11 protein-coding genes and 1 pseudogene are annotated in these 16,676 nt (G+C 37.6%); 9 read left to right on the top strand and 3 right to left on the bottom strand.

Features of this window, described 5'->3' with window-relative positions; genetic code table 11:
- Positions 1-5 precede the first annotated feature (5 nt).
- The 7 genes from NSQ85_RS09945 (at position 6) to dltD (ending at position 8,108) form a co-directional block, all read left to right on the top strand.
- Positions 6-1,745, top strand: a complete 1,740-nt coding sequence (locus tag NSQ85_RS09945) for an ABC transporter ATP-binding protein (protein ID WP_340781766.1) — start codon at positions 6-8, stop codon at positions 1,743-1,745.
- The gene (locus NSQ85_RS09950) at positions 1,735-3,483 is read left to right on the top strand and encodes an ABC transporter ATP-binding protein (RefSeq protein ID WP_100262418.1); all 1,749 of its coding nucleotides are present in this window, start codon (positions 1,735-1,737) and stop codon (positions 3,481-3,483) included. The genes NSQ85_RS09945 and NSQ85_RS09950 overlap by 11 nt, the downstream gene beginning before the upstream one ends.
- Positions 3,484-3,655: 172 nt before the next feature.
- Positions 3,656-3,787 (top strand): teichoic acid D-Ala incorporation-associated protein DltX, encoded by a 132-nt coding sequence (locus NSQ85_RS09955; RefSeq protein WP_002885174.1) that lies wholly within the window; start codon positions 3,656-3,658, stop codon positions 3,785-3,787.
- Between the two features lie 8 nt (positions 3,788-3,795).
- Positions 3,796-5,346 carry a D-alanine--poly(phosphoribitol) ligase subunit DltA gene (dltA, locus tag NSQ85_RS09960; protein ID WP_179972881.1) on the top strand — a complete coding sequence of 517 codons (1,551 nt, stop codon included), beginning with the start codon at positions 3,796-3,798 and terminating at the stop codon, positions 5,344-5,346.
- Positions 5,343-6,590: a D-alanyl-lipoteichoic acid biosynthesis protein DltB gene (gene dltB / locus NSQ85_RS09965; protein ID WP_179974444.1), complete on the top strand. Its 1,248-nt coding sequence runs from the start codon at positions 5,343-5,345 to the stop codon at positions 6,588-6,590. Before dltA ends, dltB begins: the two co-directional genes overlap by 4 nt.
- 17 nt (positions 6,591-6,607) lie before the next feature.
- A complete protein-coding gene (dltC, locus tag NSQ85_RS09970) occupies positions 6,608-6,847 on the top strand; it encodes a D-alanine--poly(phosphoribitol) ligase subunit DltC (RefSeq protein WP_179972883.1) in 240 nt (79 codons plus the stop codon).
- Positions 6,840-8,108, top strand: coding sequence for a D-alanyl-lipoteichoic acid biosynthesis protein DltD (gene dltD, locus NSQ85_RS09975; protein WP_179972884.1), 1,269 nt, complete (start codon positions 6,840-6,842; stop codon positions 8,106-8,108). Before dltC ends, dltD begins: the two co-directional genes overlap by 8 nt.
- A 52-nt stretch (positions 8,109-8,160) precedes the next feature.
- On the opposite strand, the pseudogene NSQ85_RS09980 reads toward dltD, so the two are convergent.
- From NSQ85_RS09980 to pabB, 3 genes and pseudogenes are all read right to left on the bottom strand, one after another.
- Positions 8,161-8,880, bottom strand: a pseudogene (locus NSQ85_RS09980) (IS3 family transposase).
- Positions 8,881-9,079: 199 nt separating this feature from the next.
- Positions 9,080-11,716: a calcium-translocating P-type ATPase, PMCA-type gene (locus tag NSQ85_RS09985; protein WP_179974445.1), complete on the bottom strand. Its 2,637-nt coding sequence runs from the start codon at positions 11,714-11,716 to the stop codon at positions 9,080-9,082.
- A gap of 176 nt (positions 11,717-11,892) precedes the next feature.
- The gene (pabB, locus tag NSQ85_RS09990) at positions 11,893-13,611 is read right to left on the bottom strand and encodes an aminodeoxychorismate synthase component I (RefSeq protein ID WP_179974446.1); all 1,719 of its coding nucleotides are present in this window, start codon (positions 13,609-13,611) and stop codon (positions 11,893-11,895) included.
- Between the two features lie 146 nt (positions 13,612-13,757).
- On the opposite strand from pabB, the gene NSQ85_RS09995 reads away from it, so the two are divergent.
- Together NSQ85_RS09995 and metE are read left to right on the top strand one after the other, a co-directional pair.
- A complete protein-coding gene (locus NSQ85_RS09995) occupies positions 13,758-14,093 on the top strand; it encodes a hypothetical protein (RefSeq protein WP_023909568.1) in 336 nt (111 codons plus the stop codon).
- A gap of 327 nt (positions 14,094-14,420) precedes the next feature.
- Positions 14,421-16,670: a 5-methyltetrahydropteroyltriglutamate--homocysteine S-methyltransferase gene (metE, locus tag NSQ85_RS10000; protein ID WP_179972887.1), complete on the top strand. Its 2,250-nt coding sequence runs from the start codon at positions 14,421-14,423 to the stop codon at positions 16,668-16,670.
- The last annotated feature ends 6 nt before the right edge of the window (positions 16,671-16,676 follow it).

Genomic DNA, 16,676 nt, shown 5'->3' on the forward strand with positions numbered 1-16,676 from the left:
GACAAATGAAAGCATTATTAGTTTATTTCAAAGGATTTGTTAAAGATAGTATCCTAGGACCTGTTTTAAAATTAATCGAAGCTAGTTTCGAACTCTTAGTTCCTATGGTGATTGCTGGAATTGTCGATACAACTATTCCAAATAGAGACCAAAATCATCTGTTTGTGATGATTTTTCTCTTGTTCGGATTTGCCGTTGTTGGGGTTGTCGTTGCTATCTCAGCACAGTATTTTTCATCTAGGGCAGCAGTTGGCTATGCCCAAGCTTTAACAAATGATTTGTATGCAAAAATGATGCGATTGTCAAAGGAAAAGCGTGATGAGATAGGCACTTCAAGTTTGGTAACACGTTTGACTGGAGATACCTTTCAAATCCAAACAGGTATTAATCAGTTTTTAAGACTCTTTTTAAGGGCACCAATAATTGTGACGGGAGCCATTATTATGGCATTCCGTATCAGCCCACGTTTAACCTTATGGTTTCTTGGGATGGTCTTGGTATTGTTTCTTATAATTGCACTAGCTAGTCGTATTGTCAATCCTATGTATGCTAAGATTCGATTGATTAATGAATCAATTGTGACCAATATTCGTCAACAACTCGAGGGCATGAGGGTTATTCGTGCTTTTGGTCAGAGTGAGCGTGAATTAGATAACTTTACCACTGTCAATAAAGAGTTGAAGAAGTGGCAACTTAAAACAGGGGTGATAGCAAGTCTCATTAGTCCTTTGACATTCTTGGTTGTTAATATGACCTTAATTGCTATACTTTGGCAAGGAAATGTGCAAATTCAAGGTGGTCTTTTGTCTCAAGGTATGCTAATCGCCTTGGTTAATTATCTCTTGCAGATTTTGGCGGAGCTCCTTAAATTAGCTATGATGTTGACGAATCTCAACCAAAGCTTTATTTCGGCAAAACGAGTCCAAGCTATCTTCAATCTTCAAGATGAGGACATTGAAGCGCCTATAATAATTAAGAAACCAAATCAACCAAGCATAGCTCTTGAAATTGACAAGATGACTTTTACTTATCCTACAGCTAGTCAACCATCGCTACAAGAAATCGACTTTAAGACTTTTGAAGGTGAGTCTCTGGGGATTATTGGAGGTACAGGTTCGGGTAAATCGACCTTGGTCAATTTAATTATGAATCTATATCGACCTCAGCTTGGTAGTTTGACTATCTTTAAGAATCAGTTATCGCCGAATAATCTCAAAGAGTGGCGGTCTTGGGTGGCCTATGTCCCACAGAAAGCTGAGTTGTTTAGGGGAACCATTCGTTCAAACTTGTCATTGGGACTTGATTACGAACCAAGTGATCAAGAACTGTGGCATGCTCTTGACATGGCTCAGGCTTCTGATTTTGTAAGAGAAAAGGACCTTGGCTTAGATGAACCAGTGGAGTCTTTTGGCAGTAATTTTTCGGGTGGTCAGCGTCAGCGTCTGACTATTGCGCGCGCTTTGATGCGACCAGCGCCATTCTTAATTTTGGATGATTCGACCTCGGCTTTAGATTATTTGACTGAAAGTCGTCTACTAGCGGCTATCAGAGAAAATCTTAAATCAACTAGTTTGATTATTATTTCACAGAGAACAAATAGCTTAAAAGCTGTTGATCAAATTTTGGTACTTGATAAGGGACATCAAGTTGGTTTTGGTAATCATGAAGAATTACTTGCCACTAATAAAATCTATCAAGACATTCATTATTCTCAACATCAAAAGGAGATCGCTGATGAAGGCTAGAAATAACAAGTCAACGCTTAAACGATTATGTAAAGATATCCTAAGTCAGCGTTACCACCTCTTTGCTTTAGCAACTGTTGGGACCATTGTTCAAGTTGCTTTGACTGTTTACTTCCCTATTTTGCTTGGCAATGCAGTAGATGCTGTTCTTAAGATGAATGCTGTCTTTTTGATGTCACGTTTGATTTGGCAGATGCTTTTGCTTATCTTGGCTAATAGTGCAATCCAGTGGCTTAACCCTTTGATTTATAATCGATTGATTTATTCTTATAGCGAAAGTTTACGTGCACGAGTCATGATGAAAATCCATGCTATTCCATTCAGTTATCTTGATCGTCAAGGAACTGGAGACATGGTTAGCCGCGTGACTACAGATAGTGACCAATTGAATAATGGTCTCCTTATGTTCTTTAATCAATTTTTCGTTGGGCTTTTGACCATCTTTGTCATAATCATTACCATGGCTCGCTTAGACTGGTTCATGATGCTCTTAGTTCTAGTGATGACACCTTTATCAATGCTTGTGGCTCGTTTCATTGCTAGGAAGAGTTATCAACTCTATCGCAATCAAACCAAGTGGAGAGGCAAACAGACTCAGCTGATCGAAGAAAGTCTAACTCAGGAAGATCTGGTACAAATTCTAAATGCTCAAGACCATATGGTTCGCAATTTTAATGAGGTTAATGGTAAGTATGCTAACTATTCACAGGGAGCCATCTTTTACTCGTCAGCGGTTAACCCAGCTACACGTTTTATTAATAGTCTGGTTTACGCTCTCATTGCAGGTGTTGGCGCCTATCGCATCATGTCGGGCGGCACATTTACAGTGGGACAATTGACCACCTTCCTAAACTATGTCACTCAGTATACCAAACCTTTTAATGACATTTCATCTGTCCTATCTGAACTTCAAAGTGCTTTAGCCTGTGCTGATCGTCTATATATGATTTTAGATGAAGATGAAGTGCCAGAAACGGGAAATGCGGTTTTGGACGAAGCAGAAGTTCAGGGACATTTTCAATTTGATCATGTTCAATTTGGCTATTTGCAAAATAAACCTCTTATCAAGGATTTGAGTATTAATATTCCCGCTGCGAGTACCGTTGCTATTGTTGGTCCAACAGGAGCAGGAAAATCTACTTTGATTAATCTTCTCATGCGTTTTTATGACTTGGATAAGGGTCAAATTTTGCTAGACGGTCGAGATATTACGTATTATACCCGTGAGAGTCTTCGCAAGCAGATTGGGATGGTTCTACAAGAAACTTGGCTTAAAGTAGCTACTATCCATGATAATATTGCCTATGGCAATCCAAAAGCTAGTCGAGAGGAAGTAGTTGCAGCAGCCAAAGCAGCGAATGCTGATTTCTTTATTAAACAATTACCTCAAGGCTATGACACTTTCTTGAGAGATGCAGGGCAATCTCTTTCACAAGGTCAACGTCAGTTACTAACTATTGCTCGTATATTTGTCAATGTTCCTAAAATTCTTATCTTGGATGAAGCAACATCAAGTATTGATACCCGTACGGAGCTCCTTATTCAAGAAGCTTTTGCTAAACTGATGAAAGGTCGGACAAGTTTCATTATTGCTCATAGATTATCTACCATTGAGAATGCAGACCTTATTTTGGTAATGAATAATGGTGATATCGTTGAACATGGAACACATAATCAATTAATAAGGACTAAGGGAATGTACTATCGTATGCAGACAGCCCAAAAAAACACAAAATAATTAAAAACTGCAGAGCGTTTAGGCTCTGTTTCTTTTGCTATTAAATGTATTATTTATTAATGAAAGTAAAAGATGGAAAAGAAATGAAATTGATTTATTTTTTTTTGGAAAAAATACCGATAAGATGGTAAAATATAAAGGATATTATATGAAAAAGGTATCGAAAATTAGAATGTTAAAACACAAAAATGTCCTTGTCTTTTTAGGACAAACTTTGCTTTATTTCGCCATTTTTATGGCCCTAATTTATCTCTACAATTACCTAGGACAAGGTCAAGGTAATTTTATCTATAACGAATTTTAGGAAGAATAATGACAAGTACAAAAATTAAAGATATGATTGAAACGATTGAGCAGTTTGCTCAATCACAACCCGACTTTCCTGTTTACAATATTTTAGGGGAAGTCCATACTTACGGCGATTTGAAAGCCGATTCGGATAGTTTAGCTGCTAAGATTGATAGCCTTGATATCCCAGAAAAATCACCTGTTGTAGTTTATGGCGGTCAAGAATATGAAATGTTGGCAACTTTCGTAGCTTTAACTAAATCTGGTCACGCCTATATTCCAATTGATAGTCACTCAGCTCTTGAGCGCGTGACAGCTATCGTTGAAGTGGCAGAGCCAAGTCTGATTGTTGCTATTAACGCCTTTCCACTAGAGAATGTTAAAGCACCAATCTTGACATTGGATCAAGTGAAGGAAAGTTTTGCTAACAAGACTACTTATGAAGTAACCCATCCTGTTAAAGGTGATGATACTTATTACATCATCTTCACATCAGGGACTACAGGTAAACCTAAAGGGGTTCAGATTTCGCATAATAACCTTCTTAGTTTCACCAACTGGATGATTACAGACAAGGAATTTGCGACTCCAAAACGTCCTCAAATGTTGGCTCAACCGCCTTATTCATTTGACCTATCAGTAATGTACTGGGCGCCAACTTTGGCACTTGGAGGAACACTCTATGCGCTTCCTTCAGCTATTACTCAGGACTTCAAGCAACTCTTTGAAACTATCTTTTCACTTCCAATTGCCATTTGGACATCCACGCCATCATTTGCAGATATGGCAATGTTGTCTGAAGACTTCAATGCAGAGAAGATGCCAGAAATTACGCATTTATATTTCGATGGGGAAGAGTTGACTGTCAAGACTGCTCAGAAACTCCGCCAACGTTTCCCAGAAGCACGTATTGTCAATGCTTATGGACCAACTGAGGCTACTGTTGCCTTGTCAGCAGTAGCGATAACTGATGAGATGCTAGCTACTCTTAATCGTCTACCGATTGGTTATACCAAGGAAGATTCACCAACTTATATAATCGATGAAGACGGTAATATCCTTCCAAATGGTCAGCAGGGTGAAATCATCGTATCGGGTCCTGCAGTTTCAAAAGGTTATATGAACAATCCTGAAAAGACTGCGGAAGCCTTCTTCGAGTTTAATGGTCTACCTGCCTACCATACTGGTGATGTGGGTACTATGACTGATGAGGGTCTCCTTCTTTACGGTGGTCGTATGGACTTTCAGATTAAATTTAATGGTTTCCGTATTGAGTTAGAAGATGTTTCCCAAAACCTTAATAAGTCTAAGTATATCGATTCAGCAGTAGCTGTCCCACGTTATAACAAAGACCATAAGGTTCAGAACCTCTTGGCTTATGTGATTCTTAAGGATGGCGTACGTGACCAGTTTGAGCGTGACATCGATATTACTAAGGCTATCAAAGCTGACTTAGAAGATATCATGATGTCATACATGATGCCTACTAAGTTCCTCTATCGTGAGAGCTTGCCTCTTACACCAAATGGGAAAATTGATATCAAGGGGCTTATCAATGAGGTTAATAACCGATGATAGACTTCTTGAAACAGCTTCCCCATTTAGAACCCTACGGTAATCCTTTCTATTTCATCTATCTTGGGATAGCCTTATTACCAATCTTTATAGGTCTATTCTTTAAAAAGCGCTTTGCTATTTATGAATGTTTGGTAAGTATTACCTTTATCGTTCTTGCTCTGACAGGTACCCATGCTGGCCAAATCTTAGCTTTGCTTTTCTATATTGTCTGGCAAATCATCTGGGTATACTCATACAATCGTTATCGCAGTCAAAGGGATAATAAATGGGTCTTCTATTTGCACTCGTTTCTTGTTGTTCTTCCCTTGATTCTTGTTAAGGTAGAGCCTACCATTAACGGAACCCAGTCACTTTTAAACTTTCTCGGCATCTCTTATTTAACCTTCCGTGCGGTTGGTATGATTATCGAGATGCGTGATGGAGTGCTTAAAGAGTTCACACTAGGGGAATTCCTACGCTTCATGCTCTTTATGCCTACCTTCACAAGTGGTCCCATTGATCGCTTCAAACGTTTTAATGAAGATTATCAGTCAATTCCTAATCGTGACGAGCTGCTGAACATGTTAGAGCAAGCTGTAAAATATACTATGCTTGGTTTTCTTTATAAGTTTGTTTTAGCTCAGATTTTTGGAAGTATGCTTTTACCACAATTAAAAGCACAAGCGTTGAGTCAAGGCGGTTTCTTTAATCTACCCACACTAGGTTTTATGTACGTTTATGGGTTTGATCTCTTCTTTGACTTTGCGGGTTACTCAATGTTTGCTCTCGCAGCTTCAAATCTAATGGGGATTAAGAGTCCTATTAACTTTGACAAACCGTTCATTTCCCGTGATATGAAGGAATTTTGGAATCGCTGGCATATGAGTCTGTCGTTTTGGTTCCGTGATTTTGTCTTTATGCGCTTAGTCATGGTACTCATGCGAAATAAGGTTTTCAAAAATCGTAACACCACATCTAATGTTGCTTATATCATCAATATGATGGTTATGGGATTTTGGCATGGGTTTACTTGGTACTATATTGCTTATGGTATATTCCATGGTATTGGTCTAGGTATTAACGATGCTTGGTTACGTAAAAAGAAAACCGTTAATAAAGAGCGTAAAAAAGCAGGACTTAAGCCTCTCCCCGAAAATAAATGGACCAAGGCTTTGGGAATCTTTATCACCTTTAATACAGTTATGCTATCATTCTTGATTTTCTCTGGATTCTTGAATGATCTCTGGTTCACTAAAAAATAAGTAAAGGAAATTTAAAAATGGATGTAAAATCAGAAGTTATTGAAATTATTGATGAACTGTTCATGGAAGATGTGTCAGGCATGATGGATGAAGACCTTTTTGATGCTGGTATTCTTGATTCAATGGGAACTGTTGAACTTATTGTTGAATTGGAATCACGTTTTGATATTCGTGTCCCAGTTTCAGAATTTGGTCGTGATGATTGGAACACAGCTAATAAGATTGTTGAAGGGGTAACGGAGCTTCGCAATGCTTAAGCGTTTATGGCAGATTTTTGGTCCAGTAATTTGTGCCCTGATTTTGGTAGTAGTAGTTATATATGCCTACCCACAAGGCAGAAAATATAGTTATGAGGCTGAAAAACGTAGTGCAGTAACGCTGACGAATGAGAACTTTAAAAGTCGGAAAAATAAAACTACCGCTCTTTCGGACCAGAATCATCGTTTTGTCCCTTACTTTGGGTCTAGTGAGTGGTTACGTTTTGATGCCCTTCATCCAGCTGTTTTAGCAGAAAAATACGACCGTAACTATCGCCCATACTTTATTGGACAACGTGGGTCAGCTTCTCTAAATCAATATTTGGGAATGCAACAAATGCTTCCAGAATTACAAAACGGTACAGCTGTGTACGTCTTGTCTCCGCAATGGTTCACTAAAAAGGGTTATAATTCTGCAGCTTTTCAGCAGTTCTTTAATAATGACCAACTTAGTAGTTTCCTAAGTCAAAATCAGACGGATGCAAATTCACAGTATGCTGCTAAACGTATCTTAGAGATGAAACCTGAGATAACGATGAAATCTCAACTTTCTAAAGTGGCCAAAGGACAAGATCTCAATACTGTCGATAAAACCTATATTCAATTCATGACAGAGCTAAATAGGCGAGAAGATAGCTTGTTTAGCCCTTTAGCAGCGCCAAATAACGCTAATTATGACAAGAAGGTTCTTCCTTATCTTAAAAAGTTACCAGACAAATTCTCTTATGATGCCCTTGATCAGGTTGCTGTAAGAGATGCAGAAGCACATACCAAATCAAATGACTTTGGAATTGATGACCGTTTTTATAAGGAACGCTTATCTAAGAAAATTGGTAAACTTAAAGGTTTCCAGAAAAATCTTTCCTATGAAGTTTCTCAAGAATATGGTGATTTACAGCTGGTTCTTAATCAATTTGCCAAGTCAAATACAAATGTTATATTTGTCATTCCACCTGTTAATAGCAAGTGGATGGCTTATACTGGACTTAATCAGGACATGTATGATGCTGCGGTTTCTAAAATCCGTTATCAATTGGAAAGTCAAGGATTTACCAATATTGCAGATTTCTCAAAAGATGGCGATCAACCTTACTTTATGCAAGACACTATTCATATGGGCTGGAAAGGTTGGGTGGCCTTTGACAGGGTCGTTGATTCTTTCGTTAGTAATCCAACACCTGCACCTAGCTATAAATTGAATGATCGCTTTTATAGTAAGGATTGGTCAGGATATACAGGAACTCCTAGTCAGTTTAAGTAACATAAAGAAAAAAGCTCGATTTGTACTGACCCCAAAAAGTTAGACAACTAATTTATCCAAAGGATTTAGTTTTGTATTGAACAGGACTAAGTTCTTTTAATTTTACCTTGATTAGTTTGTTGTAGTAATCAATATAGTCTACAATAGCTTGTTCCAATTGCTCAAGTGACTGAAAGGTAACCTCATAAGCATAAAACATTTCGGATTTTAAAATGCCAAAGAAGGATTCCTTCATACCATTGTCTGGACTATTTCCCCTTACGTGACATGGACGGTTGGCTTCCTTTACCCTCTAAAAATTGATGATAACACTAATGTTGGTATTGCCAACCTTGGTCACTAAGGTTATCTGCTTTTTTGCCAACTTCTCCTTGGTATGAAGAATACTTGCGTTTACGACGAATTTTAGGCGATCTCCCTCTTGTTTTCTCAACAATAGTATACCCATTTTTGTATTGTGCTATCCAATTGTTAAGCAATCCTTGATTTGGGAAGCCCTAGTCCAGGCAAACACTTTGTTGAGAACAACCTTCAAGTAGCACTTTATCAATCATTTCTTGTTTTAATTCTGGGGAATAGTAACAATTCTTACCTTTCTTGATAATTTCTATTCCGTAACGTTCATAATTTCTATTCCGTAACGTTCAACCAATCTCGTCATATATCTTAATCCAGAAGCATCCACACCAAATTGTTTTGAAAGTTGGTTGAAGGTTTGACCTTGCTTTCTCAATTCATATATTTGAACTTTATCTTCATAAGTTAATTTCATAATAAAAACACCCCAAAAGTTAGATGTTGTCTGTCTAACTTTTGGGGTGCAGTTCATTTAAAGCCTTTCTTGTTATAGAGCAATAATAGAATAATATTGCTCTTATTTTTTCATAGGTTACCTTTAGAAATTTAGAAAAAGGATTGGGAGTAAAACCCAATCCTTTTGCTCACTTTGAAGATTTGCAATACCTCATATCTTATTTGTTTTTAGTTAGAGCTTTTCGAATGAAATCTGCTGGTATAATCAATACAGCAATAAGAAGAGCAATGATATAGTGTTGAATATCCATCGGAACAGTACTAAATAGTTTTCCACCAAATTGAATAATAAGGGTTTGAACAACAGCAATAGAAATCATAACGATTAAGAATTTCTTATTTTTACCGATATGTTCAAAAATATTGAAGCCATTACTACGTGTATTAAATGAATTGAAAATAATAGCATAGATAAATACTGTAAATGTAAAGGTTGTCACCATTTCAAAGTTACCAGTTCCATTTGTGATAAATTCTTGGATACCACCAACATTTTTAAGAATGGATAAACATATAATAGTAATGAAGGCACTTGCAACTCCGATAGCAGATTTCATATAACCAGTAAGAATATTTGCTTTCTTAGATACTGGTTTTTCGTTCATATAACGATCCAGCGCAGGCTCTTCAGCAAAGGCAAGGGCAGCAAGTGTGTCCATGATAAGGTTAACCCAGAGAATTTGGATGATTGTAAATGGCTCTTTGAGACCCAAAAGTGGTGAGAGAAGTGACATGGCAATAGTTGTTACGTTAACAGTTAATTGGAAGATGATAAATTTACTTACTGACTTACTCATGGTGCGTCCATAGAGGACGGCTTTCTCAATAGAAGTCAATGAGTTGTTTAAGATAACGATATCTGAGGCTTCACGTGCGACTTCAGTACCATCACCCATTGAGAAACCAACATCAGCTGATTTAAGGGCTGGTGAGTCATTGACCCCATCACCCGTCATACCAGCTACCATATCGAGTTCTTGAGCTGCCTCAATAAGACGTTTTTTATCCATTGGAAGGGCACGACTTACCACTTTTAAGTGAGGCAATTGTTGTTTAAGTTCTTGATCTGAGAGAGCAGAAAGTTCATCGTGAGTAAGGACAAGATCATTTTCTCCAGTGACAATACCTGCTTCTTTAGCGATAGCAACAGCAGTTTCTTTACGGTCACCGGTTACCATAACTACTTGAACACCCGCACGGTTCATTGTTTCAACGGTTTGTTTAATTGAAGAGCGAACGTTATCACGGATACATACGATACCAATCAAGACTTTATCATTACCATCTGTATTGAGGATGGCAAGCAAACGCATTGAACGGTTAGCTTGTTCCAATGATAACTCTTGAAAACGAGCTTTAATATCATCTGTAAAGTTTTGTTTATGACCATCTTTATCAAGATAATAGTAGCAGTCATTTAGGACAAATTCTGGAGCGCCTTTGATGTAGGTTTTTCCATCGTTAGTCGTTACACTTGAGAATTTTGTTGCTGAGTTGAATTGTTGCTTCTCAGTAATTGTATTAGTATCGAAATCAAGTTGAGAACGTCCAATCAAGAAGTCAAGAAGTGCACGGTCAGTAGCATTACTACCAACAGCCTTGCCATCAGCAACCATGGCATCGTTATTAAGACCGATACCATTAATCATTTCAGCTTTAAGACTATCTGACATCGTATCAAAATCTGGAGCATCGGTTTCACCAGTAGCTGCATAAAGTGTTCCATCCCCAAGGAAGAAGTCAACTACAGATAGTTTACCTTCTGTGATTGTACCAGTCTTATCACTGAAGAGAATATTCATGTATCCAGCTGTTTCAATAGTATCAGGATGGCGGACTAGAATATTTTGAGCTAAAAGTCGACCTGAGTTCATTGAGGAAACGAGTGCTAACACCATTGGAAGTCCTTCTGGGACAGCCATGATGATGATTGTAACCGCATAGAGAATTGTTTCAATGATAAGAAGGAAAATCGAGCCACCATTGAGGTTGTTAGCTTTATTTAGGGCAATAAAGCCTAATACAAGGTTGATTACTGAATAGGCAGCACCTGCACTATAACCCAGGACCCCGATGTTTCTTGCAAGCTTTTTAAGTTTTTCTTTAGATGGTGAATCTTTACTATCTTCTTGAAGAGACGTATTGATACTTCCTAAAACGGTGTTATCACCAATTTGTGTAGCTTCAATAACAGCTTCACCTGAAGTTACGACTGTACCACGGAAGACCTTAAATTCTGTAAAGAGGTCTGAAGAATCTGGCTCTTCTTGGTCACCAAGAGGAAGTTTTGTGGCATCCTCACTTTCACCATTTAAGACAGCTTGGTTTACTTTTAATTTACCTTCCAAGATAATACCGTCAACTGGAATCTTGTCCCCTGATTGAAGGAGAATTTGATCCCCTTTTACAATATCATCCACGAGAATCTCTTTAAGTTCACCATCACGATAAACCTTAGCATTAGTTTTTGAAGCCTCTTCTTGGAGAATATTGAATTTTTGCTCATTACGGTATTGAGAGACTGCTGAGAACCCTGTAGACATCAAAATGGCAAAAATTAGTGAGATAACCTCATACCAATTAGCTTCCCCAATAGCAGGGAAAATTATTGCAACAAAGTTGAAGATGATTTTTAATCCTAAGGCAGCCAAGAGGATGAGAATCCATTGATCCTGGAAGGCTTCAATAAAAATTGAAAGCAGCGAGTTAGCCTCTTTACTAGAGAGCCTATTATCGCCATAAGCATTTTTACTTGCTTGAACTTCTGCAGAAGTTAAGCCTTTAAATTTTTTCATTAAACGTATTTATCCTTTCTAGAATGTTCAAAAATTTAAAACCTAATGGAAGCAGTAATTTTAATAACTGTCAGTAAGTATTATACTTTATTTTACTATTAAATTGTTGATTTTTTATCAAGAGAAGTAGTGATTGATTTCTAGAAAATGAAATTTCACAATTTTAAATCCATATTTTAGAAATCTACCCTCAATTCATACAACCCTCTCACAGCATTACAGCCATAGATGGCTTGAGCCTGTTTTAAATCTTCCAGAGTCAAAACTTTCTCTGTGACCTGATTATTAGCAATGAGGCTTTGTCTGTAAATACCGTTTAAAAGACCGAGGTGAACAGGTGGAGTGTAGAGTTGGTCCTTGATTTTAAGAACGAGGTTACCGATAGAAGTTTCTAAAAGTTCTTTCTTTTGATTATAGTAGATTTGCTCATGAGGTCCTAGACTAATGTGTGGTCGATAACTTGTTTTAAAGTAGGTATAGGGGTTATTCAAAGGATGTGTTTGCTTAACTAATCTTGCTTGACAAAAATCATCGTCTAATTCTGTTAATTGGGCATGTTCAAAAGTAAGTTTACCATCTTTTGCAAGGGACAATTTAAGACGGTAGTCTGTGTCAAAATCAAGGGACTGACACAAATCTTCGACTTGATTTTGAACTTCTTCTTTATTAAAAGGATAAGCAAAGTAGCGACTGGACTCTTGTAGACGATTGAGATGTTCTTTAAGACGGAGTAGTTTACCTTGATGAATCCGTCCAGTTGAGATAAGATCAAATCTAGGATTTTGACGGTATAGAATAGCTGATTTTTGCCTTGTTTCTTCATATTCAGCTTCCCATTTGCTGTCCCAGGTGATTCCACCGCCTACTCCATATATAGCCTTGTTTCCCTGCATTTGAAGTGTTCGGATGGCTACGTTGAAAATAGTTGGTCCATTAGGTAGCAAGATACCAATGGCTCCACAATAGACGCCTCGAGCTTGTTTTTCGACGTTTTTAATAATTGCCATAGTAGCTATTTTTGGTGCTCCTGTAATAGATCCACAAGGAAAAAGGGCTTGGAAGATGTCATCCAAACGACTGTTTGGTAGGAGTTGCGTCTCAATAGTTGAAGTCATTTGCCAAACAGTAGAGTATTGTTCAACCTGGCAAAGTCTTTTTACATTTTCACTCCCTATTTTTGAAATACGATTCATGTCATTTCTAAGAAGATCTACAATCATCATATTTTCAGAGCGATTTTTCTGATCATGAGCAAGCCATTGTGCTTGTTTAAGGTCAGTTTCAGTTGTCAAGCCACGATTTGTTGTCCCTTTCATAGGACGTGTGGTCAATATATCACCATCTTTTTTAAAGAAGAGTTCAGGACTTATGGAAATGATGGAGACATCATCATGTTGAATAAAGGCATTGTAATGTGCATTTTGCTCAACAACCAATCGGTTGTAGATGGCAAATGGATCAGCTGTTATGTTCTGTTGAAGTTGGACGGTAAAATTGACCTGGTAGGTGTTTCCTTGACGAATATGGTGGTGTATATGCTCAATAGCAGCCTTGTATTCCTCTGCAGAAGTTAGTTCTTGCCAAGATTCTGGTAAGGGAACAGGCTCATAAGCAAGAGGGATAGACTCTGTTTGAACAGTGTCGTGAATAGTAAAATAGAGAAGATACTCTGACATTAATGGGCTATCAAAAATTTGAAATTTAGGTTCAAAGGCCTGAGAAGCTTCATAGGCTACATAGCCTACAGCAAAATAGCCTTTTTCTTGATAGGCTTCTATTTGATTTATAAGTGATTTAACTTCCTTAATGTCTTTGGTTTTTATCTCTTTTATGGCGTGAGTGAAGATTTGTCTGACGCCAAGTTCTTTAAAATCAATAACGGTTTTCTTATGCATACATAGAGTATAACATAAGAAGATAGCCTCTGGTTCTATTTCATGATTTAATTCTCTTTCTTAAAATTTTAACCAAAAATGAACTTTTCAGATAGTTTTACATATGTTATAATGATATGAACTAAAAGAAGATTTTAGAGGGAAATATGACTAAAAAAAATAAATTTGAGAAAGGGAACCGTAGTCTTTCAAATAAAAAATTGAAAAAAGTGACTTCCAAGCGGAATTCTTGGAAACATCAAATGTACGAGCTTGAGATTGCCATTGCAAAAGAGTCAAGCAATAAAAAGAGAGACGAGCTTATAAAACTTCATAATGGCTATATGAGTGAGTATGATAGTTTAAAGAAACAAATCATTTGGTTAGCAGTATTGGGAATATGTTTCCTAGTGGTCTTGGTGATTTTGGGCTATTTTATTTGGAATAGCTATAACAGTGAGAACATGTCCTATACGTCTTCTTGGCTTCAAGAACGAGTTTAAGATTTAGTTTTGATTAAAACGCCTTATTTTATGACTTTACTACGCAATAGTGAACATAGATGAGTTGATTACTAAATATTAAAGAAGAAAAAGTAAGATATATCTCTAGACAAAAGTCTAGAGGTTTTTTTGATAAAAATGACCTTATCATCTCCCTATATAGTTATTAGCTATACAAATATCTAATTAAAAATAAGACAACGAGACCAGAAATCCTTTATTTTATAGGATATAGTTTAAAACTATATATATTGAAAACTGATAACAATTATACAGATATTTATTTCTTTGGTAAGATTAAATCAACAACAAAGAGGAGGACACAAGATGTCAACTACTATCATTGGTTTCCCACGTTTGGGTGAATTCCGAGAATTAAAATTTACTACAGAAAAATATTTTAGAAATGAAATTACTGCAGACGAACTTTTAGCGGCTGCTAAAGATTTGCGTGCAAAACACTGGAATATTGTTAAAGAAAAAGGTATTACTGAAATTCCTTCAAATGACTTTTCTCATTACGATAACTTCCTTGATGCGGCCTTCCTTTTCAACGTAGTTCCTGAGTCTGTGAAAAACTTGGATTTAACTGAATTGGAACAATACTTTGCTTTGGCACGTGGTTACCAAGGTGAAAAGGGGGATGTGCGTGCTCTTCCAATGAAGAAATGGTTCAACACCAACTACCATTACATCGTTCCAAAATTTGAAAAAACAACAGCAGTAAAATTGGCTGGTCACAAGATTTTTGATGAGTACCAAGAAGCCAAAGACTTGGGTCTGGATACTCGCCCAGTTGTGGTTGGACCATTCACTTTCCTTCAATTGTCTGATTTCGAAGATGGTGTGAAAGCAGAAGAATTCGTCGATAGCTTTATTGCTGCCTACCAAGATGTCTTTGCAAAATTGGCTGAACTTGGTGCTACTCGTATCCAACTTGATGAACCAGCACTTGTTAAAGATTTGACTGCTGACGAAAAAGCACTCTTCTTGAATCTGTACAATAAAATCTTGGCTGACAAGAAAGGCCTTGAGGTCTTGATTCAAACTTACTTTGGTGATGTTCGTGATGTATACAATGATCTTGTAAACTTGCCAGTAGATGCTATCGGTCTTGACTTTGTCGAAGGTAAGAAGACGCTTGAACTTGTCAAAGGTGGATTCCCAGCTGACAAGACTCTCTATGCAGGTATTGTCAATGGTAAAAACATCTGGCGCAACAACTACGAAAAGAGCTTGGCTGTTCTTGAACAAATTCCAGCTGAAAAAATCGTATTGACAAGCTCATGCTCACTTCTTCATGTGCCATTTACGACTGCTAATGAAGAATTTGAACCAGCAATCTTGAACCACTTTGCTTTTGCCGTTGAAAAATTAGATGAACTTCGTGATTTGGATGCTATCCGTAATGGTCAAGGTGCTGAATCACTTGCTGCTAACAAAGAGCTCTTTGCTATTGAACGTGTTGGTGCAAATGCTGAACTTCGTGCTCGTATTGCAGGTTTGACAGAAGCAGATTACACACGTTTACCGGCTTTCGCAGAACGTGAAGCCATTCAAAAGGATGCCTTCAAACTTCCATTGCTTCCGACAACAACTATCGGTTCATTCCCTCAAACTAAGGAAGTTCGTGCCAAACGTTTGGCTTTCCGTAAGAATGAATTGTCTCAGGAAGAATATGATGCCTTTCTTGCTGAAATTATAGATGAATGGATTAAATGGCAAGAAGAAGTTGGCTTTGACGTCCTTGTACATGGTGAGTTTGAACGTAATGACATGGTTGAGTACTTCGGTCAAAACTTGTCTGGGTACCTCTTCTCTAAAAATGGTTGGGTGCAATCATATGGTATGCGTGGGGTAAAACCACCAATCATCTGGGGTGATGTCACTCGTCTTAATCCAATCACTGTAAAATGGTCTAGCTACGCACAAAGCCGTACTGACAAGCCTGTTAAAGGTATGTTGACTGGGCCAGTTACAATCCTCAATTGGTCATTCCCACGTGAAGATATCTCTATTAAAGATTCAACTCTTCAAATCGCTCTTGCTATCAAGGATGAAGTGCTTGACCTCGAAGCTGCAGGCATTAAGATTATCCAAATCGATGAGGCTGCTCTTCGTGAAAAATTGCCACTCCGTCGTAGTGACTGGTACGAAGACTACCTTGACTGGGCTATTCCAGCCTTCCGTTTGGTACACTCAACAGTAGCACCAGACACACAAATCCACACACACATGTGTTACTCAGAATTTACAGATATCATTCCAGCTATCGACAACTTGGATGCAGATGTTATCTCTTTTGAAGCTAGTCGTTCAAACCTTGAAATTTTGGATGAACTTAAAGCACAAAACTTCCAAACAGAAGTTGGACCTGGAGTTTATGATATCCACTCACCTCGTGTCCCACAAGACGGTGAAATTGACCACACTATCGAAGCAATCTTGGCTAAAGTTCCAAGTAGTAAAGTATGGATCAACCCTGACTGTGGTTTGAAGACTCGTGGTATTAAAGAAACTAAAGAAAGCTTAACCAAGCTTCTAGAAGCAGCAAAAGCGGCTCGCAAAAACTTGTAAGTAGAA

Source organism: Streptococcus sp. FSL L8-0526, from assembly GCF_038007145.1.
GTDB lineage: Bacteria > Bacillota > Bacilli > Lactobacillales > Streptococcaceae > Streptococcus > Streptococcus thermophilus.